Below are 25,726 nucleotides of genomic sequence, written 5' to 3'. Positions count from 1 at the left end.
TGGACAGCATCTTTCTAATCTTGCTTTATGGCCAGATCAAGGCCGCCAAGCATCTTGAAGATGCGTCATCATGCCGCCACCCACCAGAACGGCATCGAAACGCACCGCCAGATTTGCCAATTCCCCATGATGGGCCAGATAGGCTTCGGCCCCCCTGGCGATGCGGGCCTGTTGACGGGGTTCGATGGCTTCGGCGGCTGTTGCCAGATCGTTACGCGCCTTGACTTCGACGAAGGCCAAAATTCCGCCTTTGCAGGCGATGATGTCCACCTCGCCAGCGCCACTGCCGCGACCCGTAACGAATCGACGTTCCAGGATGCGCCAGCCCTTCAGGCGCAATAGCCAGACGGCCCCCTCTTCGGCCAAGCGGCCCCGCTTATAACTGGTCGTTCTTTTTGCCAAGGGAGAGCGCCAAGTTATAGACCTCGCGCTTGGGCCGACCGCTGGCTTTGGCCACGGATTCGGCGGCATCGCGCAAGCTCATTGTTTCGAGTGCGGTATGAAGCAAGGCCTCTATGTCTATCAATTCACTAGACTCTAGGTCGGGCGGGGCTATAACCACCACCACCTCGCCTTTGGGTGCGCCGCTTTGGTTATAATGCCCGGCCAACTCACCCAGGCCTCCCCGGCGCACTTCCTCGAACAACTTCGTCAACTCTCGCGCTACGCAGGCGGAACGGTCACCCAGCCCCAAAAGCAGATCATCCAACGTCTCGGCCAAGCGATGCGGCGCTTCATAGAAGATCAGCGTGGCAGCGACTGATTTCAGCTCGTCTATAACTTTGCGCCTGGCACTTTGCTTGGCGGGCAGGAAGCCCGCAAACAAGAATCGGTCGCTGGGCAAGCCGGAAAGCACCAGCGCCGCCAACAGAGCCGAAGCGCCGGGCAGCGCCGTGACCGAGATGTCAGCCGCCAGCGCTTCGCGCACCAATTTACATCCCGGGTCCGAAACGAGCGGCGTTCCCGCATCCGAGATCAAGGCCAGTTTTTCGCCAGCCAACAGACGGGCCAGCAGCTTGGGGCGCATCTCATCGGCATTGTGGTCATGATAAGGGGTCAGGGGTTTTTTGAATCCCAGCCGATTCAGCAGCCCGCCCGAAACGCGGCTGTCCTCGCAAACCACGCCGTCGCAACTTTTCAAGGTTTCGATGGCGCGCAAGGTGATGTCGCCCATATTTCCAATCGGCGTCGCCACAACGAAAAGTTCGCCCGCCCGTTTACTTCCGCCCGCAGCTTGGCTAGTCTCGCCAGCAACTGCCGCACCCGACCCGGAGGACGTTGCCGTTGTCTTTCTTTTCAAGGCCCTACCTACTTGGCCGGGTTTTGCTGCGCTCAATCCCGATCGTCCTTCTATTGCTGGTGACGGCCTGCGAGGGCCAGGGCCTGTCGGGCCTTCCTGGTCTATCACGTTCTTCCGGCACAGAAAACCCGCAGCAAGCGACCAAAACGCCACCCGCCAAGCCGCAGCCAGCCGTGACCCCGGCGCCCAAGGTTGAAACGGCGGCACTACCTCCTCCCCCGGTCACCCCACCCCAAGCTGCGCCGTCGCAATCTCCGCAATCGATTCAGCCCTTCCAGCCGCCGCAGTCCTTGCCCCCGCAGACAGGCGACGCTCCCCAAACAGGAGCCATCCGCACGCCTGACCTAACCTATGTCCCACCAGGCGAGGACGTGCCCAATATGCTGGCCTCTTTGCCGCCGGGCAGCTTGCCTTCCCTAAGCACGCGCACGGCCAGCCAGGGGGGATTGCGCGCCGCCCTGCTGGTTCCGTTGTCAGGACCGTCGGCCGCTTTGGGCAAGTCGCTTTCTAACGCCGCCCAGCTTGCCTTGTTCGAAATGGGCGGGGCAGGCTTTTCCTTATTGCCCGTCGATACCAAAGGCACGCCCGAAGGGGCGGCGGCGGCGGCCCGCCAAGCCATCAGCCATGGGGCGCAGATCATCCTGGGTCCCCTGTTCTCCGCCGAGGTCAAGGCGGTGGCCCCCATCGCCTTATCGTCCGGCGTCAATGTGATCGCCTTTTCAAGCGACCGTTCCGCCTCGCAGCCGGGCGTTTATCTGTTGGGTTTCCTGCCGCGCCCGCAGGTCGAGCGCGTGGTGGCCCATGCCAGCCAGCAGGGGATCACCCGCTTTGCCGCCCTGGCCCCCAGCAATGATTACGGCAAGGCAATGATGGAAGCCTTTCGCACCAGCGTCGCACAGCATGGCGGCACGCTGGTCGAAGCCATGTATTTTGATCCTTTGGCCAAGGACCATAGCGACGTGGTCAAGCGGCTGGCCCGCTATGACAGCCGCAAGGCGGCTTTGAATCAGTTGCGCCGCCAGTTGGAGGCCAAGGGCGAAAGGCAACAGCTGAAGCGGATGGAAAAGCAAGACACGCTGGGCGATGTCGATTTCGAGGCGGTTTTCCTGCCCGATGAGGGCGGACGCCTGCGCAGTCTGGCCGCCTTGCTGCCTTATTACGATATCGATACGCCCCGTATCAAGCTGCTGGGCACCATGCAGTGGGACGATCCCATCCTGGCCACCGAGCCAGCCCTGACCGGGGCTTGGTACGCCAGCGCGCCGCCTGACGGGCGCGCCGATTTCGACAACCGCTATCGCCAGGCCTATGGCCAAAAGCCCCCACGGCTGGCCAGCCTGGGCTATGACGCGGCGGCCCTGACCGCCGTTCTGGCCCAAACCGGAACGATCTCGACGCAGCAGCTGCAAAATCCGATGGGCTTTACCGGCATCGATGGCGTTTTCCGCTTCCTGCCTGATGGATCGAGCGAGCGTGGCCTAGCCGTGCTGGAAGTGTCGCGCGGCGGGCCAAAAGTATTGGCCCCCGCCCCTGGTGGATTTTAGGGCTGATAGCTGACCCGCCAGACGGCGTGCGCCGCGTCATCGGCAATCAGCAAACTGCCATCCTTGGCCAGGGCCAGCCCAACCGGGCGTCCCCAGGCTTCGACAAAGGGGCCGTCAGAAATCAGAAAGCCGCTGGCGAAAGTCTCGTACCCGCCGACCGGACGACCGTTTCTGAATTTCACGCGGGCCACCATATAGCCTTCGGCTCGGCTGGCGTTCCAGGATCCGTGCAAGGCCACGAAGGCGTCGCCCCGATAATCGGCGGGAAATTGAGCGCCATCGTAGAAAACCAGCCCCAAGGGGGCCGAGTGAGCGCGAAACAGAACTTCCGGCACTTTGGCGGCCTTGACCAAATCGGGCCGACGCCCTTCATATCCTGGTTGGGGATTGCTTCCGATATAACTGTAGGGCCAGCCGAAGAATCCGCCTTCGTCGATGCGGGCCAGATAATCGGGGACCAGCCCGTCGCCCAGCCCGTCGCGCTCATTGACCACGGTCCATAAGTCGCCGCTGCCCGGGCGAAAGGCGATGCCCACCGGATTGCGAAGACCCGACGCCAGCACGCGCCCGCCCGATCCATCGATATTGAACGCCATCACCGTCGCCCGCGGCGGAGCTTCCTCGCCGATATTGCTGCGCGACCCGATCGAGACATAAAGCTGCTTGCCATCCGGCGAGATGGCCAAATTGCGCGTCCAATGCCCGCCCCCATCGCCCAGGGCACCCTTGGCGGTTATGGGTTGGGGCCTTTCCCCAGCCTTGAACGGCCAGGGCAGTTTCCAGACATGATCGAGATCGGCGATATATAAAAAGTCATTGTGGAAGGCTAGGCCGTGCGGGCGGTTCAGATTGACGGCCACCAGCGAAATCGTTTCCGCCCGCCCGTCGCCGTCCTTGTCCTCCAACTGCACCACGCGGCCCAGATTGGGCTGGGCTAGAACAATGTCGCCCTGGGACGAGCTGGCCAGCCAACGGGCGTTCTCTAGGTTATCGGCAAACAGACTGGCCTTGAACCCTTTGGGGACCTGTAGGGGAACGGGTTGCGGCAGGGGCCGGATGCGAGACGGGTTGGCCGCAACGGGGGTTTCCCCTGGCTTGGCCAGTTGCGCGGGCGAAACGACATAGGCCTTTCCTGGTACGGGCATATCGGCCCATGCCGATGACATCAGCAACGCAGTTCCAAGCAAGGGAACCGCGCGCCATTTCATCTTACGCAACCGTATCAAGCCCGCCCTGAGCGGCGTTGGCCTTGGGGCCACCCTTCGACACGCCGACCAGAGCCGGGCGTAACAGCCTTTCGTTCAGCGTATAACCGCCTTGCATGACTTGAACCACCGTACCGGCGGGTTTGCTGACATCTTCCAGTTCGAACATGGCCTGATGCAGATTTGGATCGAAGCGCTGATCCATCGCCATAATCGTTTTGATGCCGAATTTTTCAAATGCGCCCAGCAGCGCCTTTTCCGTCATGTCCACGCCATCGACGAAGGCCTTGGCCTGGCTGTCTTCTTGCAAAAATCCGGGCACGGCCTCGAGCGCGCGGCGCAGATTGTCGGCCACCGCCAGCAATTCCTTGGCAAAGGCGGTGACGGCGAATTTCACCCGATCCTCGGCGTCGCGCTCGATGCGGTTGGCGCGGTTGCGCTCCTCGGCGGCGGCCCGCTTGATGGCGTCGATCTCGGTCTTCAACCGATCGTTCTCGGCCTGAAGCAAGGTCATGGGGTCGCTTTGCGCCTCCGAGGGCGGGGCCTGGGTATCCAGCGCTTCGACATCGGGATTCGATTCGTTCTCAGTCATTATCAAATATCCTCTCTAACCGATCAGGCGGCCGACCACCTGGGCCGTATAATCCACCAAGGGAATGATGCGCGCATAGTTGAGCCGGGTCGGACCGATGACGCCGATGGCGCCCACGATCTGCTCGCGGCTGTTCTGATAGGGCGCTACGATCATCGAACATCCGGCCAGGCCGAACAGCTCGTTCTGAGCGCCCACGAAAATCTGCACGCCCTGGCCGTTATTGGCCACGTCGAGCAGTTTTAACATATGTTCCTTGGTTTCCAGCGCCTCGAACAGGGTGCGGATGCGCTCCAGGTCAGCCAAAGCCCCGACATTCTCCAAAAGATGCGCCTGTCCGCGCACTAAAAGCGAGCCGGTTTTGGGTTCGCCCCCCCAAACGGCCAGTCCGGCCTCGACCACTTTGCTGGTCAGTTCGTCAAGCTGGGCCTTGTGCTGGGCCAGTTCTTCCAAAATTTCCTGCCCGGCTTCCTGAAAGGTGCGCCCGGCCAGCCGGGACGACAGATAATTCCCCGCTTCGACCAGGGACGAAGGCGGCAGATGGGCCGGAACCTCGATGATGCGATTTTCGACCAGCCCCTGCTCGGTCACCATCACCACCAAGGCGCGGCCCGCCCCGATGGGCACGAATTCCAGATGGCGAAATCCCAGATCGGTCTTGGGCGCCACCACCAGACTGGCGCAACGGGCCAGGCCGGACAGGGTTGAAATCGCCTCGTTCAGGGTTTGCTCGACCGAGCGGCCCAGATTGGCGCAACGCGCCTCGATGGCGTGGCGCTCTTCGGGAGCCAGACGCCCCACCTCAAGCAAGCCGCTGACATAGAGGCGAAGTCCGGCTTCGGTCGGCATCCGGCCCGCCGATGTGTGGGGCGCATAGATCAAGCCCAGATCTTCCAGATCGGCCATCACATTGCGAATGCTGGCGGGCGACAGGGGCAGCCCCGCCCGCCTGGAAAGCGTGCGCGACCCCACCGGCTCGCCCGTTTGCACATAGGCGTCCACGATATTGCGGAAAATCTCGCGCGAGCGTTCGTTCAGCTGCGCGATTGCGGTAGCCCGCTCTTCCATCCATTCCTCTCCTGACTGGACCGGAAATGTAGTGAGCGTTAGCCCTTGCGTCAATTCGCCACGGTCCGCCAAGGGGCGGCGGCCAAGCATTCCGAAGGAATGCGCCCGGCTAGGGGCAAAACAACGTGAGCGATGCAGCTTGCGTCAATCGAGGGGTCCGGCTACCTTCCCCACGCCATAATATATAAGGATGACACAGATGAGAGCCTCGGGCCGCGCCTATGACCAGCTTCGCCCCATTTCGCTGGAACCCGGCTTTTCCAAATATGCCGAAGGCTCGTGTCTGGCCCGGTTCGGCGAGACGCATGTCATCTGCACCGCCTCGGTCGAGGAGCGCGTGCCCTCTTTCCTGCGCAATAGCGGCAAAGGTTGGGTGACTGCGGAATATGGCATGCTGCCCCGCGCCACCCATGACCGCACCGACCGCGAGGCGGCCAAGGGCAAGCAATCGGGTCGTACCCAGGAAATTCAACGGCTTATCGGGCGTTCTTTACGGTCGGTGATCGACTTGGCGGTGCTGGGCGAGCGTCAGATCAAGATCGATTGCGACGTCATTCAGGCCGATGGCGGCACGCGCACCGCCTCGATCACTGGCGCTTGCGTCGCCTTATGGCTGGCCTGCGAGAAGATGCGCGCCCTTGGCATGGTGAAGGCGCATCCGATGACTGATCTGGTGGCCGCCATTTCCTGCGGCCTGGTGGATGGTCATGCCTGCCTGGATCTTGAATATACTGAGGATTCAAACGCCCAGGCCGACGCCAATTTCGTGCTGACCGCCAAAGGAAATATCGTTGAGGTTCAGGCCACCGCCGAGAAAGAGGCCTTCGGCCGCACAGATTTCGACGCGCTTATGGGTCTGGCCGAGAAGGGCATCGCCGAGCTGGTGGCTTGCCAAAAGAAAGTTCTGGGATTGTAAAATGACCCGCCGCTTCGAAGGTGGCAGGCTGGTCATCGCCAGCCACAACCAGGGCAAGGTGCGCGAGATCGGCGACTTGCTGGCCCCCTTGGGCGCCGAGGTCATCTCGGCGGGCGAGCTGAATTTGCCAGAACCTGAAGAAACCGGAACGACCTTTGCCGAGAACGCGGCCTTGAAGGCCAGGGCAGCGGCGCTGGCCAGCGGCCATCCCGCCTTGGCCGATGATTCGGGATTGGCGGTCGTGGCTTTGAACGGCGCGCCCGGCATCCATTCGGCCCGCTATGCCAAACAGGCGGGCGGCTTCGAACCGGCCATGGAACAACTATGGCGCAGCTTGGCGCCGCACGCCGACAAGTCCGCCTATTTCGTTTGCGCATTGGCCATCGCCTGGCCGGACGGGCACTGTGATCTTTATGAGGGGCGCGTTGACGGCCAGTTGGTTTGGCCGCTTCGCGGTCGTAACGGTTTTGGCTTCGATCCCATCTTTCAGCCCCGATCCTTTGATCTGACCTTTGGCGAAATGGAACCAGCCGCCAAACATGCCATCAGCCACCGGGCCGATGCTTTTCATAAGCTGGTGGCGGGTGCCTTCGCTGCATGAGCCGCGACCCGCAATTGGGGGTCTATATCCATTGGCCTTGGTGCCGATCCAAATGTCCTTATTGTGATTTCAACAGTCAAGCGATTGATCCTAAAGACATAGATCAGGAATCTTGGCGTAAGTCCTTGTTGGCCGAACTATATCATTGCCTAGGTGAAACAGATAAGTCGCGCATCGGATCGGTCTTTTTCGGCGGCGGCACGCCGTCGCTGATTGATCCGGCCACCATCTCGGCCATTCTCGAATTGCTGTCCAAACACAGGCCTATATCTAAGCAACTTGAAGTAACGCTTGAAGCCAACCCCGGCACAATCGACGCCAAGCGCCTGGATCAGTTTAAGCAGGTGGGCGTGAACCGGCTCTCCTTGGGTGTACAAGCCCTTGACGATCAATCACTTAGGCAATTGGGCCGCAGTCATGACATGAAGACGGCCCTGAAGGCGCTTGATTTGATTCGAAAGCGGTTCGAGCGCGTCTCGATCGATCTGATCTATGGAAGACCCGGCCAAAGCCTGTCCGACTGGCAAGACGAGCTAGCAAGAGCGATAGCGCTGGGCCTTGACCATTATTCGCTTTACCAGTTGACCTATGAGTCCTCGACCCCCCTGGGCCGGGCGGCTTTGGAGGGGCGCATTATGCCGCTGGACGGCGACAGCGAGGCCGATTTTTTTGCAATGACGCAAGATCAAATGGCGGCGGCAAATCGTTGTGCTTACGAGATATCGAATTATGCTGAAAAATCAGCAGTCTGCAAGCATAACCGGGATATCTGGCGGGGTGGGGCCTATCTGGGGATTGGTCCCGGCGCGCATGGCCGCGAGCCAAGGGGGGGGCAGATCCATGCAACTGAGCGGCTGGCCGATCCGCTGGCATGGGCCAAGCAGGTTGCGGCCAGGGAGCATGGATATAGGACCTGCGAACCCCTGCTGCCCGGCGAGCGGGCGCAAGAGCTGATCTTGCTGGGATTGCGCCTGACCGAGGGGATAGACCGCGCCCGCTTTGCGCGTCAAACCGGGTTCGAGCTGTCGGAAGTTATAAACCCCTTGGCTGTTCAGCGGATGGCGGCGGATGGTTATATACAGCAAGACTGCACATCCATACGCACCACCCGCCAAGGGCGACAGCTGCTTGATTCAGTGACTAGGATTCTGCTTTCAGAATCGCTTTAAGCCCGTCCCGATAGCTGGGATAAAGCGGCCTATAACCCAGAACCTCTTTCATCTTGGCGTTTGAAACCCGCTTATTGTCGGCGTAGAAGCTTCGCGCCATCGGCGAAAGGTCGGCCTGATCGAAGGGAATGGCGACAGGCGGATCAATGCCCAGCAGACCGGCCCCATAGTCTATAACCTCATCGGGCGCTGCGGGATCGTCATCACAAAGGTTATATATCTCGCCGGGCGTCGGGCGTGCCATCGAGGCCAGCACGGCCCCCGCAATGTCATCGACATGGATGCGCGAAAAGACCTGTCCGGGCTTGACGACCCGATGCGCCTTGCCTGCCCGCAAACTGTCGATGGCCGAGCGACCCGGCCCGTAAATGCCCGCCAGCCGGAAGATGTGAACTGGGATTTTGCTTTTTTCCCAAAGGCCTAGCCAAGAGGCCTCTGCCTGAACGCGTCGTTTTGACCGCTCTGAAGACGGCAGGAGCGGGCTGGTCTCATCAACCAGCCCGCCCTGTCGATCGCCGTAGACACCGGTCGTGGAGAGATAACCAACCCAGGCGAATCGTTCCATTATGTTAATATCTTTTTTGAGCGCGTCAAGTGCGGGATCGCCCGATTCTGTGGGTGGAATCGTAGAAAGAAGACATATAACCCCGTCCAAAGCGTCTTTGGGCAGAGGGTGGCCTGGGCCAAAAGATATACACCCCACCCCTTCGACCGGGGGCCGCGCAGGCTCCTGATGCGTCCCGACCACCTCATAGCCCTTGGCCAGCGCCGCCTTGGCAATCGCCAACCCCGAGAAACCCAGTCCAAAAATGAACAGCTTCATGCGCCGCCCTTTACAAATCCGATATTTCCACTCTAATTCATTCTAGCCCTCAACCATCAAGGCTTTCCATGCGCCGCCCGTTTTTTCTTGCCCTCATATTCCTTGCCTATGGCCTTCCGGTGGCTGCCGAGCCAATGGATTATCGCCAGGAATATGTAAATTGCCTGGCCCTGGCCAAGCAGGATGCATCGACGGCCTATGAACATGCCGTGGGATGGCAGGGCATGGGCGGCGGGGACGCCGCCAAACATTGCCAGGCCGTGGCCCTGATGTATCTGGGCAAGCATGACGAGGCGGCCTATCGGTTGGAGGCGCTGGCCATCTCGACCCTGCTGCCAGCGCCCAAGCGGGCCGAGATGTTGGCCCAGGCCGCCCAGGCCCAGCTGATGCTGGATAATCTGAGCCAAGCCAATGCAGATTTGACAGCCGCCTTGAAACTCGATTCCCGCAACCCCGATATATATATCGACCGGGCGGTGGTGATGTTCGCGGCGGGCGATTACGGCGGCGCGGTCAAGGATTTGGATGCCGCCATTCTGTTGTCGCCCAAGAGGGCCGAGCCATACGCGCTTCGTTCGGCGGCGAAACGATTCCAGGATATGGTAGACCCCGCCTTGGCGGATGCCGAGCAGGCCGTCACCCTGTCGGGCGGCAAGTATCCCGAGGCATTGCTGGAACGCGGCATCTTGAGAAGGCTTAAGGGAAACAAGGCGGGGGCGCGCCAGGACTGGCTGGCCATTCTGGCGATCAATCCCGATGGCGAAACGGCGGACAATGCAAGGCGCAATCTTGAACTGATGGATGTGAAGGGGGCCGAAAAATGAGCCAGCCCAAACTGCCCGCCCATGACATGCCAGGGGGCCGCTTGGTCCGCCATCAAGACCGTCTTTGGCTGAAGGCCTGGCGCGACAGCAAGGATTACGTCAATCACTATCTCGTCGCCGCCATGGCCAGCCCCGGCCTGACGCTGGCTTATATCGATCCAGAAACGGAATTGGAGCCGATGGGCGAGGCCCCTCAGTTCGTGCAGACGCAGCCAAGATCCAAGGGCGAGCAAATGCAGCCGGGCGACGCGCTGGTGCTGGAAAGCGGCAAGCGCTTCATCAAAGTTCTGGATATTAAGAAGGATGGCCAGCGCCATCTTGCCTATGTCGATATCGAGACCGGCGAAATTCGCCCACGCCAGGAACGCGGCGAGGCGGCTGTTTTCTCCGACTGGTCGTTGATCGACGGCTAATTAAAAATCGAGATCCGCGTAATGCGCGGGCGGCCGCGCACCTGGGATGTGATCGGTCAGCAGAGGGCGGAAGGAGGGGCGCGATTTGATCTTGGCGTACCAATCCTTGACATGCGGCACTTGGTCCCAGGCGATGTCGCCCACATAATCGATGCAAGACAGATGGGCCGCCGCCGCGATATCGGCCAAGGTAAAGCTGTTCCCGGCCAGCCAGTTGCGCCGCTCGGTCAGCCAGGTCAGATAAGCCAGGTGGCTTTCCAGATTTTGCAAACCGGCCCGGATGGCCCGCGAGTCCGGCTCGCCCAGGCCCAAAAAGCGCTTCATCAACTTTTCAGTGACCAGATGCCGCGTTACTTCGGTTTCGAACTTCTGGTCGAACCAGGCGCAAAGACGGCGCACCTCGGCCCGCTCGACCGGGTCGGCCCCGATCAGCCGCGGCTCGGGATAGGTTTCGTCCAGATATTCGCAGATCGACGCATGTTCGGCCAGGGTCAGACCATCTTCCTCGATCAGCACCGGAACCTCGCCCGCCGGGTTCAGGGCCAGAAATTCAGGACGGCGCTCCCAGGTTTTTTCCGCCTCCAGGCGAAAGCCCAGCTTTTTCTCGCCAAGCGCTATGCGCACCTTGCGCGAATGCGCTGAAAGCCAGAGATGATGAAGCGTGCGCATGTCTTGGTAATTTTCCCCACCTGAGGAGTCTATAACGCCAGTGACCCTGGCGGCGCAAGAGATGTCCGGTTATGATGCTACCAAAGTGAATCCTAAAAAACTCTTGAGAGGAATGGCGTGCCGATCGAACAGGTCGTAGTGATGGCTGTGATTCAAGGGCTGGCCGGGTTTCTGCCCCTGTCTGCCTCGGGCCATCTGGGGCTGGCGCCGCTTTTCCTCGGCTGGCAGGCGGCGGGGCTTTCCCTCGGCGCCGCGCTGCATGGCGGTGCCCTGGTCGCTTTGCTGCTTTATTTCTGGCGCGATGTCTGGGACATCGCCAAGGACTTGCCCAGCCTGTTCAAGGGCCGCACTAGGCCGGGCGCCAAACTGGCCCTGCTGCTGCTGGCGGCCACGATTCCAACGCTTGCCCTGGCCTTTGCCTTGCGATATCTCGGCATCGAGCCGCCCAGCGCGCCCCTGACCATCGCCTGGGCGATGGCCGGTTTCGCCCCGCTCCTGTTTCTGTTCGACAAGTTCGGCGTCACCATCTGGCGCATGCAGCATATGTCGATAAGCCAATCGCTGTTCATCGGTTGCGCCCTTTGCTTGGCCTTCATTCCGGGAATTGGGGGCGTGGCGGCAAGCCTGACCGCCGCCCGCTTTCTAGGTTACGAGCGCACCGAGGCGGCGCGCTTTGCGCTGCTTTTGTTCATCCCCCTGCTGCTGGGCAGACTGGCGCTTGATGTCTACGGGCTGGTCGGCGGCGGGGCAAACGCTTCCCTGGTGGGCGCGCAGGATTTGCTGATCGCCTTTGGCGCAACGGCGCTGGCGGGCCTGCTGGCCATTTCATTTCTGATGAGCTGGCTCAGGCAGTCCAGCCTGTTGCCTTTCGTGCTTTATCGCCTTGCCGTTGGCCTGGCTTTGCTGCTGTTCCTGTATGGTTTGACGCCATGGTCTTAAGCGTCGCCATTCAGATGGACCCGATCGCGTCCATCGACATCGATGCCGATTCCACTTTCATGCTGGCCCTGGAAGCGCAAGCCCGCGGCCATGTTCTTTATCATTACCTGCCCCAGCGTCTGGCGCTGGAGGATGGTCGTCTGACCGCCCTTGCCCATCCTTTAGGCGTGCGGCGCGAGAAGGGAAACCATTTCACGCTGGGACAATCGCTTCGTCTTGATTTGGCGCAGATGGATGTGGTGCTGATGCGCCAGGACCCGCCCTTCGACATGGCCTATATCACGGCCACCCATTTGCTGGAGCGCATTCACCCCAAAACGCTGGTCGTCAACGACCCGGCCAGCGTGCGCAACGCTCCGGAAAAACTGTTCGCCACCCTTTGGCCCGGCCTGATGGCGCCCACCTTGATCAGCGCCGACGCCAAAGCCATCGCCGATTTTCGCGCCCGCCACGGCGAGATCGTTCTGAAGCCTCTTTACGGCAATGGCGGCGCTGGCGTCTTTCACGTCACCGCGCAAGACGACAATTTCAACGCCTTGTTGGAAATGTTCGCCAGCCAATCTTCGGAACCGATCATGGCGCAAAAATATCTGCCCGAGGTCAGGGCGGGCGACAAGCGCATCATCCTGGTCGATGGCGTGGCGAAAGGCGCCGTTCTGCGCGTGCCAAGCCAGGGCGAGGCCAGGGCCAATCTGCATGTGGGCGGGCGCGCCGTCGCGACCGAGCTGACGCGGATTGAGCACGAGATCTGCGAGACCATCGGTCCCGAGCTGAAAAGGCGCGGGCTGATTTTCGTGGGCATCGACGTAATCGGCGACCGGCTGACCGAGATCAACGTCACCTCTCCCACCGGCATTCAGGAAATCAACCGGCTGTCGCACACCAAGATCGAAGCCGACATCTGGAACGCCATCGAGGCTAGATTGCACAAATAGCGCTTGCCCTTTTTTAGTTGCGCTCTTACCTCTTTCATATGAAGCGCCTTCTATTACTTGGGGTTACGGTTTTTCTGACCCAAGCGGAACCGGCCCTGGCCCGCGATCCGCCGCTGCCCGCCTATGTGGTGGCCGATGGACAGACCGGCGTGATTCTTGATTCGCGTCTGGCCAGCCAGCCCCGTCATCCGGCTTCGCTGGCAAAACTGATGACCGTCTATCTCGCTTTCAAGGCGATCGGAGAAAGCCAGGCGCGCTGGGACACGACGATCAAGGTCTCGGCGCAGGCGGCCCTTCAGGGCGGCTCGGTTTTGGGTTTGCGAACAGGCGACAGCCTGACGGTGGAAGAGGCCGTGATGGCCGTGATCGCCCGCTCGGCCAATGACGCCGCCGTGGCGCTGGCCGAATATCTGGGCGGATCGGAAGCTGGTTTCGCCAGCCGCATGACCGAACAGGCGAAGAGGCTGGGCCTGATGGCGACCAGCTTCAAGAACGCCACCGGTCTTAGCGCCCAAGGGCAGGTGACGACCGCCGCCGACATGGCGGGATTGGCGATGGCGCTCAGGCGCGATTTTCCCGCCGACTATGCGCGTTTCGCGCGGCGCAGCGTTGATTGGAAGCGCCAGCAACTGCCCAATCTGAACGGTTTTCTGGGCGCTTTTTCGGGGGCCGAGGGTTTGAAGACCGGCTTTACCTGCCCAGCCGGATATAATCTGGTCGCCGCCGCCCAACGCGACGGCAAGCGCATCATCGGCGTTGTGCTGGGCGCTCGCTCGAAGGAAGAGCGCGAATCCTTGATGGCGCAGAATCTCAGCCGCGCCTTCAAAAACGGCACGCCCAAGGAACCGGCCAGCGTCTTGGAAAAGGCCTCGCTGGCCAATTCGCTGCCGGACCTGTCGGGCACGGTTTGTGCTGGCGGCATCGTGCCGGGCGACAATGGCAGAGTGGCCGTCAGCTATCCGTCGGGCTGGGCGTTGGAACTGTCTTTCGCCCGCCAGGCGGGAACGGCGCATCGCGATCTGCTGGCGGCGCAAAGCCGCTTGGGGCTTGGCGGCCAGACCCTGGTGGTGCGAGCGCCCTTCAGTGGCGATGCCCGCTATCGCGGATTGCTGGCGGGCCTTAGCGAGGAGACGGCGGTAAAAAGCTGCCTTAATTACCGCGCCAAGGGCGGCGATTGTCTGGTGCTGAATCCGCAGATGCTAAAGGGCGCCTTCGAGGAACAGCGGCGCTTGTCGCGCTTCGTAGCCAGGGATTGAAGCTGGCCCCAACTCGCATTATGGTTGTGGGGAAAGGGGCCATTTGCCATGACCGATCCGCTTCGCAAGCCAGCCCTTGATCCGGCTTCGCCGCCTGCCGATGGCAAGGCCAGCCCTTCTGGGGTGACCAGAGAATTCGATTCCTTTCTGCTGGCCTCTTCCATCATCAACTTCGACCAACCGGATGTGTTGGCGAAAGCGCTTGAACTGGCGGCGGGAAAGTCCAGCGACGTCGAGATCGCCAAAGCCTGTTTTGAATTTGTCCGCGACAGAATTTCGCACAGCGTCGATGCGCAACAAAATCCCGTCACCTGCAAAGCATCCGATGTGCTGAAGCACGGCACCGGCTATTGCTATGCCAAAAGCCATCTGCTGGCGGCGTTGCTGCGCGCCAACCAGATTCCCACCGCTCTTTGCTATCAGCGCCTAAGCATCGACGACAATGGCCCGCCCTTCTGCCTGCATGGCTTGAATGCCGTACATTTGAAGGGCATCGGCTGGTATCGCATTGATGCGCGCGGCAACAAGCCGGGCGTGGCGGCGCGTTTCGATCCGCCGCAAGAACATCTGGCCTTTAAGCCCAAGCTGAACGGCGAGGGCGATTTGCCTGAGCGCCATGCCGAACCCTTGCCCGAGGTGGCGGCGGCGCTGACGAGATTCAAAAGCTGGGATGCGTTGTTGGAGAATCTGCCGGATGCCGTGTGAATCGCCCAACTATGTCGTCGTCTTCATCTCGCAGCGCGCCGAGGGCGACAAGGGTTATGGCGCTGAGCTGAACACCTGGTTGGGAATGTTGACAAGTCGCTAATTCTAACTGATTCAGTGAGGAACATTATGCGGCGCTTTCTCTTTCTGATCATATTGGCTTGTCTGGGAAGGCCTGCATTTGCAGAAAATCTCAACATAGCTTCGTCCTGGTTTATGCCGGTCTTGACGGAGGACAACGATCCCGCCTGTAAAAACTTATTGAAGGACGCACGAGAGAAATTCTTTTCGGATTCGAGTTTTAATGAGGCCTATGGCGTCAGAGGGTTCGGCTTTTCGGAGACAGGCACAATATTGGATTGGGAAGTCGTCGGCGGGGTGGGCCAGGGCGAAATCAAAGCATTTGGAAATACCTATTATCTCGATTACGTGAATCATCCTGGTTGCGGCGGCGCCTGTGAAACCAATCAGCCGCTGATCTCCAAGGAACCGTTTCCGAAGCCGCGTGACTATGCTTATCTGCAGTCGCTGGCCGAGCAAGCGCCGCCTGTCGTTGGTTACAATTACACGATTGCCAGGGCCTCCGAGGATAGCGTTTATCTTTTTTCCGTGTCGCACGCTAGCGCATTCGAGAATCAAATCCTGGTCTATCGCTTGGCCCTAGAAGGTCGCTGGGCAATGGCCTGCAGGATTTCGACGGCACCTTTGAAAATGCCTGAGAGGGAGCCTTTCAACAATTCCCAGCTATTGGACTCGCTGGCACAATTACGTCAGTCGGTGGGAGGTCTGATGCGCGGGTCTGGCTATAGTTGTGGCACAATGCGGACGCATTCTCGATGGATTGATAGAGTTGACGATGCCTTTCAAACAGTCCTCTATCGGCCCTGGACACTTCGAGAACGTTATCCCGGCGTCGATGAAGACGGCAGTTACCAAAATGATATGAAATACTTGAAGCAATGGTCCTTGCTTGGCATCTCCGAATACCGCGCGCTTCAACGCTTCCGAACTCAATTTATGGCGACAACGAACCAGTTGGCGGCGTATTTCCTTAAGGCAAACGGCTGGCCTACGGACACGGCAATGGAAATGGCTTCAGAAGCCCTAAAGGGTGCTGTGAGCGGGGGGATTCGTTTCTACATGTATGATCCTCATTTTGCGAAGGGCGAAGAGGAATTGAGGCAGGCCATTCTGGAGAAGCAGGATATCAGTGTGATCCGCACCATCCCTTTTGATATAGAAAATATCGATTACAAAGAGAACCCTTGGAGTGTGGCACCTGAACTGTCTGAATCTATTCTTAGCGTTGCGATTGAACATCCGGAGGCCTTGCGTCTTCTTCTTCATTCAGGCCTTAACCCGAATCACAGCAATGGTTTTGGGAAAACACCTCTTATGTATGCCGCCCAGTACAACCAAATTGAATCTGCTAGCTTGCTGATCGAACATGGTGCCGATGTTAATGCAGAGACGACCCAGCCGGCAGATAGTTGTTATTACACACTGCGTACATTCAAAATGACTCCGCTGCACTATGCCATCCGCTACGCCTCGCCGACCTTCATCCGGTTGCTGCTCGACAAGGGTGCGCGCCCAACTGCCAAAGCACAGAACCATAATAGCTATCCCATGGCCGAGGAGACGCCGCTGGACTGGCTGCGCCGCTTCACGGGTGCAGATTCGAAGGAACGGAACCCCAATATTTCAGACGATCTGGCGGCCAGGATAGAGAAATGGTTAATACCGCCTTACTTGTCATTTCCATGATGAAGGCCTGGAAAGGTTCAATCATTGCCTGCATGCGTGGAGTACCCTAACTTTATCGCCATTGACCTCATTTAGATTACTTGGTTCGTTTCTCGCTATTACCGCCCATATCGCCACCGTCACTCGTGGCGGCCACTTGCAATATTGCATGCAATAGCATATGATTGCTGATGCGCTGGGTTTTGGATACCGATGTGCTGGTGGCGGCCATCCGCAGCGATGCGGGAGCATCGCGCAGGCTTTTGTCTGCGGCGCTTGAAGCACGCTTCTCTTTGCTTCTGTCAGTTCCGCTGCTGATTGAATACGAAGCCGTGATGACGAGGCCAGAGCATTTAGCAGCCTCTCGCCTGTCTGCAAGCGATGTCGGGCTGCTTCTGGATGCCGCCGCCTTGGTGGCAACGCAAGTTCGTCTGGCCTTTCTGTGGCGACCGGCGTTGAAAGACGCCAATGACGACATGGTTCTCGAAACAGCGGTGAACGGTCAGGCGGACGCCATCGTCACTTTCAACCAGCAGGACTTTCGTTCCGGCGTCAGGCGTTTTAATCTATCCATTCTTTCGCCGGGCGAAGCCGCCCGGCTGTTGGAGAAACAGCCATGAGGAAAAGCAATTTCGCGCTTAGGCTCCAACCATCCTTGCTGGACGAGGTTCGCAAGGTGGCCGAGTGTGAGGGGGTAGCGCTGAACCAATTCATCAATGTCGCCGTTGCCGAGAAATTGTCCGCTTTGCGAACCGAAGACTATTTTCGCGAGCGAGCCGAGCGCGGCAATGTGCCCGCAGCGCTGAAGGTTCTGAAGCGGGCAGGCAAAGGCAATCCGCCTATGCCGGGCGATGAGCTTTAAATGACCGCCCATATCGCCACCGTCGCTTTTCAGGGCATCGACTGCCGTCCGGTTGATGTGCAGGTGCAACTGGCCAACGGTCTGCCCGCCTTCACGCTGGTGGGCTTGGCCGACAAGGCGGTGGGTGAATCGAAAGAACGCGTGCGCGCCGCGCTGAACGCCATCGGTTTGGCCCTGCCGCCCAAGCGCATCACCGTGAACCTGGCGCCTGCCGATCTGCAAAAGGAAGGCAGCCATTTCGATCTGCCCATCGCGCTGGGCCTGCTGGCCGCCATGGGCGTGTTGCCGCAAGACGAACTAAGTGAATTCGTGGCCCTGGGCGAGATGGGGCTGGATGGAAGCATCGCCCCGGTGGCGGGCGTGTTGCCCGCCGCCATTGCCGCCAATGCGCAAGACAAGGGGCTGATCTGTCCGCAGGCCCAAGGCGGCGAGGCGGCCTGGGCGGGCGAGATCCGCGTGCTGGCGCCCTCATCCTTGCTGTCGCTGGTCAATCATTTCAAGGGCACGCAGGTTTTGAGCGCGCCCAAAGGCGAGATCGACGACGAGCTGATTTCGCATCTTGATCTGGCTGACATCAAGGGTCAGGAAACCGCCAAGCGGGCGCTCGAGATCGCCGCCGCCGGTGGACATAATCTGCTGATGATCGGCCCGCCGGGGGCTGGCAAGTCGATGCTGGCCAGCCGCCTGCCGGGCATTCTGCCGCCCCTGTCTCCGGCCGAGGCGCTGGAAGTCAGCATGATCCATAGCGTGGCCGGGCTTTTGAACAACGGCAAACTGAAGCGCAACCGGCCCTTTCGCGATCCGCATCATTCGGCGTCGCTGCCTGCCCTGGTGGGCGGCGGATCGAAGGCCAAGCCGGGCGAAGTGTCGCTGGCGCATCTGGGCGTTTTGTTCCTGGATGAACTGCCCGAGTTCCAGCGCCAAGCACTGGAATCATTGCGCCAGCCGGTGGAAAGCGGCCATGCCGTGATCGCCCGTGTCCAGGCCCATGTTCGCTACCCCGCCCGCTTCCAACTAGTGGCGGCGATGAATCCCTGCAAGTGCGGGCACCTTGACGACCCTCAGCTTGCCTGTTCCAGGGCCCCCAAATGCGCCCACGAATACCAGTCGCGCATCTCGGGGCCTTTGTTCGACCGCATCGATCTGCATATCGACGTGCCTGCGGTTAACCCCTCCGACCTGTCGCTGCCCCCGCCCGCCGAAGGGTCGGCGCAGGTGGCGGCCCGCGTGGCCGAGGCCAGACGAATTCAGGCCGAGCGCTATGCAGGCACGACAATGCGCACCAATGCCGAGGCCGACGGCCAGTTGCTGGAAGAGGTGGCCTCGCCCGATGCCCAGGGACGCAAGCTGCTGACCGAGGCCGCCGAACGCATGAAACTGTCGGCCAGGGGCTATCACCGGGTGCTTAGGGTGGCGCGCACCTTGGCCGATCTGGAAGGATCGGAAAACGTCGCCCGCCTGCATGTCGCCGAGGCGCTCAGCTATCGGCGCGTCGTGCCGGGCCGCAATCCACTGGCGGTGGCCTGAATCCGATCCCAGCCCCTAGTGTCTGAGCATCGGTTTCCAACACTATATAAATAAAGTCAGATTTCGATTCATCCACAGGACTGCGCATGTAGGCGCTGGTTTGGGCGCTTGGAATGGTTAACGACTCTTGTGGTTGAAAATCGCGGAGAATCAAGGGGGCTGCAACTACAATCTCAGTTATCCCCAGGATAATAATCTGTTAACCTTTGCCCGACTCTTCTCGCTGCGCAACAAAGACGCCGCAAAGCCCTACTTTAAGAATGCGTTTACAGTCTTTGAAAGTTAAGGAAAAATTAAAATCAGCCGTCGCTGGGCCGCTTGACCATCGGCCCAAGCCTGCGACCACCCAGAACATGAAAATGCAGATGCGGCACATCCTGGCCGCCATCGCTGCCGGTATTGGCGATGATGCGGAATCCGGTCCTATCGACCTGTTTGTCACGCGCCACCTTAGCCAGCATGCGAACCAGCGAGGCCAGCTCGGCGTCGCTCGCTTGGTCGGCAAAATCGAGCAGGCTTTCGTAAGGCCCTTTGGGAATGACCAGCGTATGGACCGGGGCTAGGGGGTGAATGTCTTCGAAGGCTAGGCTGTGCTCATCCTCGCCCAGCTTCTGAGATGGGATCTCGCCCCGCAGAATCTTGGCAAAGACGTTCTTGGGGTCGTAGGTCATGATTTGGGCCTTGAAGATTTCTCTTCGATACCGGAACGACCCTTGCGTTCCGCCAGTTTTTCCCACACATCGGCAGGCTGAACGCCCGCATCGGCCCACAGCACCAACAGGTGATAGAGCAGGTCAGCGCTTTCCGAAGCCACTTGCTCAGGCCCCTGGGCGACGGCGGCTAGGGCGGTTTCCACCGCCTCCTCGCCCAGCTTCTGGGCGATTTTCAGCCGCCCCTTGGCGAACAGCTTGGCGGTGTAAGACGTTTCGGGATCGGATTCTTTGCGAGAATCGATCACGCGAAAGAGGTCGTCGATGATTTCCGGACCCATGAACGCCCTCCCTAAGCCAGTCGCACCGGGATGCCGCGACTAGACATATATTCCTTTACTTGGCGGATGCTGAATGTACCGAAATGAAAAATGCTGGCCGCCAGCACGGCGGTGGCATGGCCTTCCAGAATGCCTTCGGCCATATGTTCAAGCGTCCCCACCCCGCCCGAGGCGATGACAGGAATCGTTACGGCATCGGCTATCGTGCGGGTCAGGGGCAGATTGAAGCCTTGTTTGGTGCCGTCGCGGTCCATCGAGGTCAGCAGAATCTCGCCCGCCCCATATTCTTCCATCCGTTTCGCCCAGGCGACGGCGTCGATGCCGGTGGCTTCGCGCCCGCCATGCGTGAAAATCTCGAAACGATCCGGCCCCACCGACTTGGCGTCGATGGCCACTACGATACATTGGCTGCCGAATTTCTGGGCCGCCTCGGCCACGAATTCCGGGCGCTTCACGGCTGCCGTGTTGATCGACACCTTGTCGGCCCCGGCCAGCAGCAGCTTGCGGATGTCTTCCACCACCCGCACGCCGCCGCCCACGGTCAGCGGCATGAAACATTGTTCGGCGGTGCGGCTGACCACGTTATATATGGTGTCGCGGTTTTCATGGCTGGCGGTGATGTCAAGGAAGGTCAGCTCGTCGGCCCCTTCGCGATCATACAGTTTGGCCTGTTCGACCGGATCGCCCGCATCGGTCAGATTGACGAAATTGACCCCTTTGACCACCCGCCCGTCTTTTACGTCCAGGCAAGGAATCACCCGCATTTTTAGCATTTTGTCTGCCCCTCAATCGCCGGGCGCGCCCTGTGGGCGCTTGGCTCACGCGCGAAAATTCGCGCGGGGCGCTTGCGCCCAGTCGTTTGTTCGATGCTACGCATCGCCCAAACTCCGTTCATTTAACACCTTCAAGGCTTCCCCCAGGTCCAGCCGTCCGTCATAGATGGCGCGGCCAGAGATGACGCCCAGAATGCCGGGTTCCTTCGCCGCCATCAGGCGCTTCAGATCTTCCACCGACGACACGCCGCCCGAGGCGATGACCGGCGTTTCGATCTCATGGGCCAGGAAGGCCGTGGCCTCGACATTGACGCCCTTCAGCACGCCGTCGCGGTCGATATCGGTATAGATGATGGCCGCCGCCCCGGCGCCCTCATACATTTTGGCCAGTTCCAGCGCCGTCAATTCGCTGGTTTCGGCCCAGCCTTCCACCGCCACCTTGCCGCCCTTGGCATCGATGCCCACCGCCACCCGGCCGGGAAACAGGGCGCAGGCGTCCTTGACCAGGGCCGGATTTTTCAGCGCCACCGTCCCCAAAATGACCCGCGCCACCCCGCGATCGAGCCACATTTCGATGGTGGCTAGGTCGCGGATGCCGCCGCCCAACTGAATGGGCACCGTCACCGCCTTCAAGATGGCGTCCACCGCCTCGCCATTCACCGGCTTGCCTGCGAAGGCGCCGTTCAGATCGACGACATGAATCCACTGGCAGCCGCTGGCCTGGAACTTGGCGGCCTGATCGGCGGGATCGTCGTTAAAGACGGTGGCCTGGCTCATGTCGCCCAGCTTCAGGCGGACACAGCGCCCTTCTTTGAGGTCGATGGCGGGAAACAGGATCATGGCGTCCACTTCAGAAAATTGGCGATCAGACAAAGCCCCGCCTTTTGGCTTTTTTCGGGGTGAAACTGGGTGCCCGCGATATTGTCGCGCCCAATCAAGGCATTGACCGGCCCGCCGTAATCGACCGTGGCCAGCACATGGGCCGGGTTTTTGGCCTTGAATGCGTAGCTGTGTACGAAATAAGCATGCGCGCCCGCCGACAACCCCTTCAAAAGCGGATGCGCGCCCGGCTCGAAGGCCAGTTCGTTCCAACCCATATGGGGGATTTTCAGCGCGGCATCGGCGGGGGCGATATGATCGACCTCGCCTTCGATCCAGCCCAGCCCCTGATGGTCTCCATGTTCGTGGCCCTGGCTGGCCAGAAGCTGCATGCCCACGCAAATGCCCAGAAAGGGCACGCCCGCTTTCAGCACGCGCTCTTCCAACGCCTCGACCATGCCGGGAACGGCATCCAGGCCGCGTTTGCAATCGGCAAAAGCCCCGACGCCGGGCAGCACGATGCGCCCGGCCTGCCTTGCCGCCTCGGGATCGGCGGTCACCAATATCTTCTGGGCCAGTCCTTCTTCAAGGACGGCGCGCTCGAAGGCCTTGGCGGCCGAGCGCAGGTTGCCCGAGCCGTAATCGATGATGGCGACCGTGGACACCGTTTACAAAACCCCCTTGGTCGAGGGAACGGCATCCGAACGCCTGGGGTCGATTTCGGTGGCCTGGCGCAAGGCCCGGGCCAGCGCCTTGAAACAGGCCTCGACGATGTGGTGGCTGTTGTCGCCATAGAAACATTCGACATGCAAGGTGATGCCCGCCGCCTGCGCAAAGGCCTGGAACCATTCCTTGAACAGTTCGGTATCCATCTCGCCCACCTTGGGCTTGGGGAACTCGACCCGCCAGATCAAATAGGGCCGGTTCGAAATGTCCAGCGCCACCCTGACCAGGGTTTCATCCATCGGACAGGTGGAATCGCCATAGCGGCGGATGCCCTTGCGGTCGCCCAGCGCCTTGGCGAAAGCCTGGCCCAGCGTGATGCCGACATCTTCGGTGGTGTGGTGAAAATCGATATGAAGGTCGCCCTCGGCCTTGACCGTCAGATCGAACAAGCCGTGGCGGGACAATTGTTCCAGCATATGGTCGAGAAAGCCGATCCCGGTCGAGACCGTATATTGGCCCGTTCCGTCCAGATTGACCGAGACGGAAATGCGGGTTTCCATGGTGGCGCGCTCTAAACTGGCCGTGCGCATAGGGATATCTCCTGAATTGACCCGATTTTTTAGCAGGTGCCGCCCTTTTTTGCCAGAGCGGTTGAGCGCATGGCTGACAAGCCGTATATGTGGGGGGGTAATAAATCACGAGGTCCCATGTTAGCGCCAAAAGACATTTCCGTTGCAGAACGCTTGATTCTGGCTCTTGACGTCCCCAGCCCCGACGAGGCCAGGAAACTGGTCGAGCTTCTGGGCGACAGCGTACAATTCTACAAGATCGGCCTGGAGCTGTTCATGGCCGGGGGCTATTTCGAGCTGCTCGACTGGCTGAAGGCACGGGGCAAGAAGGTTTTCGTGGATCTGAAATTCTTCGACGTCCCGGAAACCGTGGCCTCGGCGGTGCGTCAATTGCGCACAAGGGGGGCCGATCTGGCCACCATTCACGGCAATGATTCCATCATGCGGGCCGCCGTGCGCGAAAAGGGCGACCTGAAACTGCTGGCCGTGACCGTGCTGACCAGCCTGGACCAGGGCGATATCGACGATCTGGGCTTCAAGACCGACGTCGCCGCCCTGGTGCTGTCGCGCGCCAAACGAGCACTCGAGATCGGCTGCGACGGCGTGGTTTCGTCGGGACTGGAGGCCAGCCAACTGCGCGCCAATCTGGACCACCGCCTGCTGGTGGTGGTGCCCGGCATCCGCCCGGTCGCCAACAAGCCCGCCGACGATCAAAAGCGCACGGTGGATGTGGAAGAGGCTTTCGAAATGGGGGCCGATTATATCGTGGTGGGGCGTCCGATCCGGGGTGCCGAGAATCCCAAACAGGCAGCCCAAGACGTTCAGGCCCGCATCAAGGCCTATTTCGAGAAGAGGGCATAGATCATGGGCGAGGCGCACGACCCCACCGGCTGGCATGGCACCACCATTCTGTCCATCCGCAAGGGGGGCAAGGTGGTGATCGCGGGCGACGGCCAAGTGACCCTGGGGGCCACGGTCATCAAATCGAACGCCAAGAAAGTGCGCAGGCTGGGTGCGGACGGATTGGTGATTGGCGGTTTCGCGGGTGCTACCGCCGACGCCTTCACCTTGTTCGAGCGCCTGGAAGCCAAGCTGGAAAAACATCCCGGCCAGTTGATGCGGGCCTGCGTGGAACTGGCCAAGGATTGGCGCACCGACCGTTATCTGCGCCGCCTGGAAGCCATGATGGCGGTGGCCGACAAGGATGTTTCCTTGGTGCTGACCGGTACTGGCGACGTGCTGGAACCCGAGGACGGATTGATCGGCATCGGTTCGGGCGGCATGTATGCGCTGTCGGCTGCCCGTGCGCTTCAGGACATCGAGGGGCTGGACGCCGAAACCATCGCCAGGAAAGCGATGGCCGTGGCGGCGGGCATTTGCGTTTACACCAACGAGCGGATCATCGTCGAATGCCTATGAGCAGTTTTTCTCCGCGTGAGATCGTTTCCGAACTCGACCGGTTCATCGTGGGCCAGCACGACGCCAAGCGCGCCGTCGCCATCGCGCTGCGCAATCGCTGGCGCCGCCAGCAATTGTCGCCCGAACTGAAGGAAGAGGTGCTGCCCAAGAACATCTTGATGATCGGACCCACCGGCGTCGGCAAGACCGAAATCGCCCGCAGGCTGGCCAAGTTGGCCCAGGCCCCCTTCATCAAGGTGGAAGCGACGCGCTTTACCGAAGTCGGCTATGTGGGGCGCGACGTCGAACAGATCGTGCGCGACCTGTTGGACAGCGCCATCGTCATGACGCGCGAGAAATTGCGCCGCTCGGTCGAGGGCAAAGCCGAGCTGGCCGCCGAGGAACGCGTGCTGGACGCGCTGGTGGGCGACAATTCAAGCGTGGAGACCCGCCAGAAATTCAGGAAGATGCTGCGCGAGAATCTGCTGAACGACCGCGAGATCGAAATTCATTTGGCCGACAATTCCGGGGCCGCCTTTCCCATGTTCGACATGCCGGGACAGCCCGGCACCAGTGTGGGCATGCTCAACATCAACGACATGCTGGGCAAGATGATGGGCGGGCGCACCAAGCCCCGCAAGCTCTCGGTGGGCGAGGCCTACAAGGTGCTGATCGCCGAGGAAGGCGACAAATTATTGGATCAGGACAAGGTGGTGCGCGAAGCCATCGAGGCGGTGGAAAACAACGGCATCGTCTTTCTGGACGAGATCGACAAAATCTGCGCCCGCTCGGAAGAGCATCGCTCTGGCTCCGACGTGTCGCGCGAAGGCGTGCAGCGCGACCTGTTGCCCCTGATCGAAGGCACCACGGTTTCGACCAAGCATGGTTCGGTCAAGACCGACCATATCTTGTTCATTGCCTCGGGTGCTTTCCATCTGGCCAAGCCATCCGACCTGCTGCCCGAACTTCAGGGCCGCTTGCCCATCCGCGTGGCGCTGAAGGCCCTGGACAAGGACGACTTCGTGCGTATCCTGACCGAACCGGAAGCTAGCCTGATCGTGCAATACAAGGCCCTGATGGCGACCGAAGGAGTGACGCTGGACTTTACGCAAGAAGCCATCGAGGAACTGGCCAGCTTGGCCGCCGCCATCAACCGTTCGGTGGAAAACATCGGGGCCAGGCGCTTGCATACGGTGCTGGAAAAATTGCTGGAAGACATCAGCTTTTCCGCCACCGACAATTCCGGCGCCAGCATCACCATCGATCCCAAGCTGGTGCAGGAAAAAGTCGCCGTGCTGGCCGAGAATACCGATCTGTCGAAGTTTATTTTGTAGCGCTATTTCGTCACACCCAGGCTTGTCCCGGGGCTGCTTGGGTTAAGCATTCTGGCCTTCTTCGCCTCATCTTGAGGAGCGA

Annotated in this window: 30 protein-coding genes; 17 read left to right on the top strand and 13 right to left on the bottom strand. The window is 60.3% G+C overall.

The genetic code is table 11. The annotated features are described in order from the left end of the window. Window positions 1–36: 36 nt before the first annotated feature. Both HQL44_06060 and rsmI read right to left on the bottom strand, forming a co-directional pair. On the bottom strand, window positions 37–471 hold the full coding sequence (locus HQL44_06060) for a YraN family protein (protein ID MBF0268136.1): 435 nt from the start codon (window positions 469–471) through the stop codon (window positions 37–39). After that, a complete protein-coding gene (rsmI, locus tag HQL44_06055; GenBank protein ID MBF0268135.1) occupies window positions 377–1,174 on the bottom strand; it encodes a 16S rRNA (cytidine(1402)-2'-O)-methyltransferase in 798 nt (265 codons plus the stop codon). Before rsmI ends, HQL44_06060 begins: the two co-directional genes overlap by 95 nt. 149 nt (window positions 1,175–1,323) lie before the next feature. Here rsmI and HQL44_06050 point away from each other — a divergent pair, with 149 nt between their 5' ends. Continuing rightward, window positions 1,324–2,844, top strand: coding sequence for a penicillin-binding protein activator (locus tag HQL44_06050; protein MBF0268134.1), 1,521 nt, complete (start codon window positions 1,324–1,326; stop codon window positions 2,842–2,844). On the opposite strand, the gene HQL44_06045 is transcribed toward HQL44_06050, so the two are convergent. From HQL44_06045 to hrcA, 3 genes are read right to left on the bottom strand one after another with little or no spacing between them, the layout of a single operon-like run. Beyond that, a complete protein-coding gene (locus tag HQL44_06045) occupies window positions 2,841–4,052 on the bottom strand; it encodes a sorbosone dehydrogenase family protein (GenBank protein ID MBF0268133.1) in 1,212 nt (403 codons plus the stop codon). The two genes, HQL44_06050 and HQL44_06045, sit on opposite strands and share 4 nt — an antisense overlap. A gap of 1 nt (window position 4,053) precedes the next feature. Beyond that, window positions 4,054–4,641, bottom strand: coding sequence for a nucleotide exchange factor GrpE (grpE, locus tag HQL44_06040; GenBank protein ID MBF0268132.1), 588 nt, complete (start codon window positions 4,639–4,641; stop codon window positions 4,054–4,056). Between the two features lie 15 nt (window positions 4,642–4,656). Continuing rightward, window positions 4,657–5,709, bottom strand: a complete 1,053-nt coding sequence (gene hrcA, locus HQL44_06035) for a heat-inducible transcriptional repressor HrcA (GenBank protein ID MBF0268131.1) — start codon at window positions 5,707–5,709, stop codon at window positions 4,657–4,659. 199 nt (window positions 5,710–5,908) lie between these two features. Between hrcA and rph the strand changes: the two genes are divergently transcribed. Genes rph through hemW form a run of 3 tightly spaced genes read left to right on the top strand, consistent with a single transcriptional unit; the run spans window position 5,909 to window position 8,395 of the window. Continuing rightward, the gene (gene rph, locus HQL44_06030; protein MBF0268130.1) at window positions 5,909–6,625 is read left to right on the top strand and encodes a ribonuclease PH; all 717 of its coding nucleotides are present in this window, start codon (window positions 5,909–5,911) and stop codon (window positions 6,623–6,625) included. Between the two features lies 1 nt (window position 6,626). Further along, window positions 6,627–7,226: an RdgB/HAM1 family non-canonical purine NTP pyrophosphatase gene (gene rdgB, locus HQL44_06025; protein ID MBF0268129.1), complete on the top strand. Its 600-nt coding sequence runs from the start codon at window positions 6,627–6,629 to the stop codon at window positions 7,224–7,226. Continuing rightward, complete coding sequence (hemW, locus tag HQL44_06020; protein MBF0268128.1) at window positions 7,223–8,395, top strand: radical SAM family heme chaperone HemW; 1,173 nt, start codon at window positions 7,223–7,225, stop codon at window positions 8,393–8,395. Before rdgB ends, hemW begins: the two co-directional genes overlap by 4 nt. Here the strand turns inward: hemW and HQL44_06015 are convergent. Then, window positions 8,367–9,218: an SDR family oxidoreductase gene (locus tag HQL44_06015; GenBank protein MBF0268127.1), complete on the bottom strand. Its 852-nt coding sequence runs from the start codon at window positions 9,216–9,218 to the stop codon at window positions 8,367–8,369. The two genes, hemW and HQL44_06015, sit on opposite strands and share 29 nt — an antisense overlap. A 68-nt stretch (window positions 9,219–9,286) precedes the next feature. Between HQL44_06015 and HQL44_06010 the strand changes: the two genes are divergently transcribed. Together HQL44_06010 and HQL44_06005 are read left to right on the top strand one after the other, a co-directional pair. Next, a complete protein-coding gene (locus tag HQL44_06010) occupies window positions 9,287–10,042 on the top strand; it encodes a hypothetical protein (GenBank protein ID MBF0268126.1) in 756 nt (251 codons plus the stop codon). Next, window positions 10,039–10,455 (top strand): hypothetical protein, encoded by a 417-nt coding sequence (locus HQL44_06005; GenBank protein ID MBF0268125.1) that lies wholly within the window; start codon window positions 10,039–10,041, stop codon window positions 10,453–10,455. Before HQL44_06010 ends, HQL44_06005 begins: the two co-directional genes overlap by 4 nt. Here the strand turns inward: HQL44_06005 and HQL44_06000 are convergent, their stop codons facing one another. Next, window positions 10,456–11,124 (bottom strand): glutathione S-transferase family protein, encoded by a 669-nt coding sequence (locus HQL44_06000; GenBank protein MBF0268124.1) that lies wholly within the window; start codon window positions 11,122–11,124, stop codon window positions 10,456–10,458. A 117-nt stretch (window positions 11,125–11,241) separates the two neighbouring features. Here HQL44_06000 and HQL44_05995 point away from each other — a divergent pair, with 117 nt between their 5' ends. The 8 genes from HQL44_05995 to HQL44_05960 all read left to right on the top strand — a co-directional run bounded on the left by HQL44_05995 (window position 11,242) and on the right by HQL44_05960 (window position 19,094). Beyond that, window positions 11,242–12,063 carry an undecaprenyl-diphosphate phosphatase gene (locus tag HQL44_05995; protein ID MBF0268123.1) on the top strand — a complete coding sequence of 274 codons (822 nt, stop codon included), beginning with the start codon at window positions 11,242–11,244 and terminating at the stop codon, window positions 12,061–12,063. Continuing rightward, the gene (gene gshB / locus HQL44_05990) at window positions 12,054–12,998 is read left to right on the top strand and encodes a glutathione synthase (GenBank protein MBF0268122.1); all 945 of its coding nucleotides are present in this window, start codon (window positions 12,054–12,056) and stop codon (window positions 12,996–12,998) included. The genes HQL44_05995 and gshB overlap by 10 nt, the downstream gene beginning before the upstream one ends. 38 nt (window positions 12,999–13,036) lie before the next feature. Beyond that, a complete protein-coding gene (locus HQL44_05985) occupies window positions 13,037–14,254 on the top strand; it encodes a D-alanyl-D-alanine carboxypeptidase (GenBank protein ID MBF0268121.1) in 1,218 nt (405 codons plus the stop codon). Between the two features lie 48 nt (window positions 14,255–14,302). Then, complete coding sequence (locus HQL44_05980; GenBank protein ID MBF0268120.1) at window positions 14,303–14,959, top strand: transglutaminase family protein; 657 nt, start codon at window positions 14,303–14,305, stop codon at window positions 14,957–14,959. A 129-nt stretch (window positions 14,960–15,088) separates the two neighbouring features. Beyond that, entirely contained in the window at window positions 15,089–16,726 is a 1,638-nt protein-coding gene (locus HQL44_05975) for an ankyrin repeat domain-containing protein (protein MBF0268119.1), read from the top strand. Window positions 16,727–16,896: 170 nt separating this feature from the next. Then, window positions 16,897–17,325 carry a putative toxin-antitoxin system toxin component, PIN family gene (locus tag HQL44_05970; GenBank protein MBF0268118.1) on the top strand — a complete coding sequence of 143 codons (429 nt, stop codon included), beginning with the start codon at window positions 16,897–16,899 and terminating at the stop codon, window positions 17,323–17,325. Next, window positions 17,322–17,567 (top strand): hypothetical protein, encoded by a 246-nt coding sequence (locus HQL44_05965; GenBank protein MBF0268117.1) that lies wholly within the window; start codon window positions 17,322–17,324, stop codon window positions 17,565–17,567. The genes HQL44_05970 and HQL44_05965 overlap by 4 nt, the downstream gene beginning before the upstream one ends. Further along, window positions 17,568–19,094: a YifB family Mg chelatase-like AAA ATPase gene (locus tag HQL44_05960; GenBank protein MBF0268116.1), complete on the top strand. Its 1,527-nt coding sequence runs from the start codon at window positions 17,568–17,570 to the stop codon at window positions 19,092–19,094. Window positions 19,095–19,393: 299 nt separating this feature from the next. Here the strand turns inward: HQL44_05960 and HQL44_05955 are convergent, their stop codons facing one another. The 6 genes from HQL44_05955 to hisB all read right to left on the bottom strand — a co-directional run bounded on the left by HQL44_05955 (window position 19,394) and on the right by hisB (window position 22,933). Beyond that, complete coding sequence (locus HQL44_05955; protein ID MBF0268115.1) at window positions 19,394–19,765, bottom strand: histidine triad nucleotide-binding protein; 372 nt, start codon at window positions 19,763–19,765, stop codon at window positions 19,394–19,396. Beyond that, complete coding sequence (locus HQL44_05950; GenBank protein ID MBF0268114.1) at window positions 19,762–20,085, bottom strand: phosphoribosyl-ATP diphosphatase; 324 nt, start codon at window positions 20,083–20,085, stop codon at window positions 19,762–19,764. Before HQL44_05950 ends, HQL44_05955 begins: the two co-directional genes overlap by 4 nt. Window positions 20,086–20,096: 11 nt before the next feature. Then, window positions 20,097–20,858 carry an imidazole glycerol phosphate synthase subunit HisF gene (gene hisF / locus HQL44_05945; GenBank protein MBF0268113.1) on the bottom strand — a complete coding sequence of 254 codons (762 nt, stop codon included), beginning with the start codon at window positions 20,856–20,858 and terminating at the stop codon, window positions 20,097–20,099. 96 nt (window positions 20,859–20,954) lie between these two features. Beyond that, a complete protein-coding gene (gene hisA, locus HQL44_05940; protein ID MBF0268112.1) occupies window positions 20,955–21,698 on the bottom strand; it encodes a 1-(5-phosphoribosyl)-5-[(5-phosphoribosylamino)methylideneamino]imidazole-4-carboxamide isomerase in 744 nt (247 codons plus the stop codon). After that, window positions 21,695–22,342 (bottom strand): imidazole glycerol phosphate synthase subunit HisH, encoded by a 648-nt coding sequence (gene hisH, locus HQL44_05935; protein ID MBF0268111.1) that lies wholly within the window; start codon window positions 22,340–22,342, stop codon window positions 21,695–21,697. The genes hisA and hisH overlap by 4 nt, the downstream gene beginning before the upstream one ends. Before the next feature lie 3 nt (window positions 22,343–22,345). Continuing rightward, the gene (gene hisB, locus HQL44_05930) at window positions 22,346–22,933 is read right to left on the bottom strand and encodes an imidazoleglycerol-phosphate dehydratase HisB (protein ID MBF0268110.1); all 588 of its coding nucleotides are present in this window, start codon (window positions 22,931–22,933) and stop codon (window positions 22,346–22,348) included. 117 nt (window positions 22,934–23,050) lie between these two features. On the opposite strand from hisB, the gene pyrF reads away from it, so the two are divergent. Genes pyrF through hslU form a run of 3 tightly spaced genes read left to right on the top strand, consistent with a single transcriptional unit; the run spans window position 23,051 to window position 25,644 of the window. Next, window positions 23,051–23,773, top strand: coding sequence for an orotidine-5'-phosphate decarboxylase (gene pyrF / locus HQL44_05925; protein ID MBF0268109.1), 723 nt, complete (start codon window positions 23,051–23,053; stop codon window positions 23,771–23,773). 3 nt (window positions 23,774–23,776) lie between these two features. Then, window positions 23,777–24,331, top strand: a complete 555-nt coding sequence (gene hslV, locus HQL44_05920) for an ATP-dependent protease subunit HslV (GenBank protein MBF0268108.1) — start codon at window positions 23,777–23,779, stop codon at window positions 24,329–24,331. Next, on the top strand, window positions 24,328–25,644 hold the full coding sequence (gene hslU / locus HQL44_05915) for an ATP-dependent protease ATPase subunit HslU (GenBank protein MBF0268107.1): 1,317 nt from the start codon (window positions 24,328–24,330) through the stop codon (window positions 25,642–25,644). Before hslV ends, hslU begins: the two co-directional genes overlap by 4 nt. Window positions 25,645–25,726 lie beyond the last annotated feature (82 nt).

This window comes from Alphaproteobacteria bacterium, assembly GCA_015231795.1.
GTDB lineage: Bacteria > Pseudomonadota > Alphaproteobacteria > Rhodospirillales > WMHbin7 > WMHbin7.
The sequence above is the reverse complement of the archived record's forward strand: the minus strand, read 5'-3'. Positions and strand labels throughout refer to the sequence as shown.

Excerpts from the sequence above, each read along its gene's own strand:
- rsmI (MBF0268135.1), bottom strand. The coding sequence starts at position 1,174 with ATGGGCGACATCACCTTGCGCGCCATCGAAACCTTGAAAAGTTGCGAC.
- HQL44_05970 (MBF0268118.1), top strand. The coding sequence starts at position 16,897 with ATGCGCTGGGTTTTGGATACCGATGTGCTGGTGGCGGCCATCCGCAGC.
- gshB (MBF0268122.1), top strand. The coding sequence starts at position 12,054 with ATGGTCTTAAGCGTCGCCATTCAGATGGACCCGATCGCGTCCATCGAC.
- rdgB (MBF0268129.1), top strand. The coding sequence starts at position 6,627 with ATGACCCGCCGCTTCGAAGGTGGCAGGCTGGTCATCGCCAGCCACAAC.
- HQL44_05960 (MBF0268116.1), top strand. The coding sequence starts at position 17,568 with ATGACCGCCCATATCGCCACCGTCGCTTTTCAGGGCATCGACTGCCGT.
- HQL44_06045 (MBF0268133.1), bottom strand. The coding sequence starts at position 4,052 with ATGAAATGGCGCGCGGTTCCCTTGCTTGGAACTGCGTTGCTGATGTCA.
- HQL44_06000 (MBF0268124.1), bottom strand. The coding sequence starts at position 11,124 with ATGCGCACGCTTCATCATCTCTGGCTTTCAGCGCATTCGCGCAAGGTG.
- hrcA (MBF0268131.1), bottom strand. The coding sequence starts at position 5,709 with ATGGAAGAGCGGGCTACCGCAATCGCGCAGCTGAACGAACGCTCGCGC.
- HQL44_05985 (MBF0268121.1), top strand. The coding sequence starts at position 13,037 with ATGAAGCGCCTTCTATTACTTGGGGTTACGGTTTTTCTGACCCAAGCG.
- HQL44_06010 (MBF0268126.1), top strand. The coding sequence starts at position 9,287 with ATGCGCCGCCCGTTTTTTCTTGCCCTCATATTCCTTGCCTATGGCCTT.
- HQL44_05980 (MBF0268120.1), top strand. The coding sequence starts at position 14,303 with ATGACCGATCCGCTTCGCAAGCCAGCCCTTGATCCGGCTTCGCCGCCT.
- HQL44_06005 (MBF0268125.1), top strand. The coding sequence starts at position 10,039 with ATGAGCCAGCCCAAACTGCCCGCCCATGACATGCCAGGGGGCCGCTTG.
- hslV (MBF0268108.1), top strand. The coding sequence starts at position 23,777 with ATGGGCGAGGCGCACGACCCCACCGGCTGGCATGGCACCACCATTCTG.
- HQL44_05950 (MBF0268114.1), bottom strand. The coding sequence starts at position 20,085 with ATGGGTCCGGAAATCATCGACGACCTCTTTCGCGTGATCGATTCTCGC.
- HQL44_05965 (MBF0268117.1), top strand. The coding sequence starts at position 17,322 with ATGAGGAAAAGCAATTTCGCGCTTAGGCTCCAACCATCCTTGCTGGAC.
- HQL44_05955 (MBF0268115.1), bottom strand. The coding sequence starts at position 19,765 with ATGACCTACGACCCCAAGAACGTCTTTGCCAAGATTCTGCGGGGCGAG.
- HQL44_06060 (MBF0268136.1), bottom strand. The coding sequence starts at position 471 with ATGCCGCCGAATCCGTGGCCAAAGCCAGCGGTCGGCCCAAGCGCGAGG.
- hisF (MBF0268113.1), bottom strand. The coding sequence starts at position 20,858 with ATGCTAAAAATGCGGGTGATTCCTTGCCTGGACGTAAAAGACGGGCGG.
- HQL44_05975 (MBF0268119.1), top strand. The coding sequence starts at position 15,089 with ATGCGGCGCTTTCTCTTTCTGATCATATTGGCTTGTCTGGGAAGGCCT.
- pyrF (MBF0268109.1), top strand. The coding sequence starts at position 23,051 with ATGTTAGCGCCAAAAGACATTTCCGTTGCAGAACGCTTGATTCTGGCT.
- hemW (MBF0268128.1), top strand. The coding sequence starts at position 7,223 with ATGAGCCGCGACCCGCAATTGGGGGTCTATATCCATTGGCCTTGGTGC.
- HQL44_06015 (MBF0268127.1), bottom strand. The coding sequence starts at position 9,218 with ATGAAGCTGTTCATTTTTGGACTGGGTTTCTCGGGGTTGGCGATTGCC.
- hslU (MBF0268107.1), top strand. The coding sequence starts at position 24,328 with ATGAGCAGTTTTTCTCCGCGTGAGATCGTTTCCGAACTCGACCGGTTC.
- rph (MBF0268130.1), top strand. The coding sequence starts at position 5,909 with ATGAGAGCCTCGGGCCGCGCCTATGACCAGCTTCGCCCCATTTCGCTG.
- hisA (MBF0268112.1), bottom strand. The coding sequence starts at position 21,698 with ATGATCCTGTTTCCCGCCATCGACCTCAAAGAAGGGCGCTGTGTCCGC.
- grpE (MBF0268132.1), bottom strand. The coding sequence starts at position 4,641 with ATGACTGAGAACGAATCGAATCCCGATGTCGAAGCGCTGGATACCCAG.
- hisB (MBF0268110.1), bottom strand. The coding sequence starts at position 22,933 with ATGCGCACGGCCAGTTTAGAGCGCGCCACCATGGAAACCCGCATTTCC.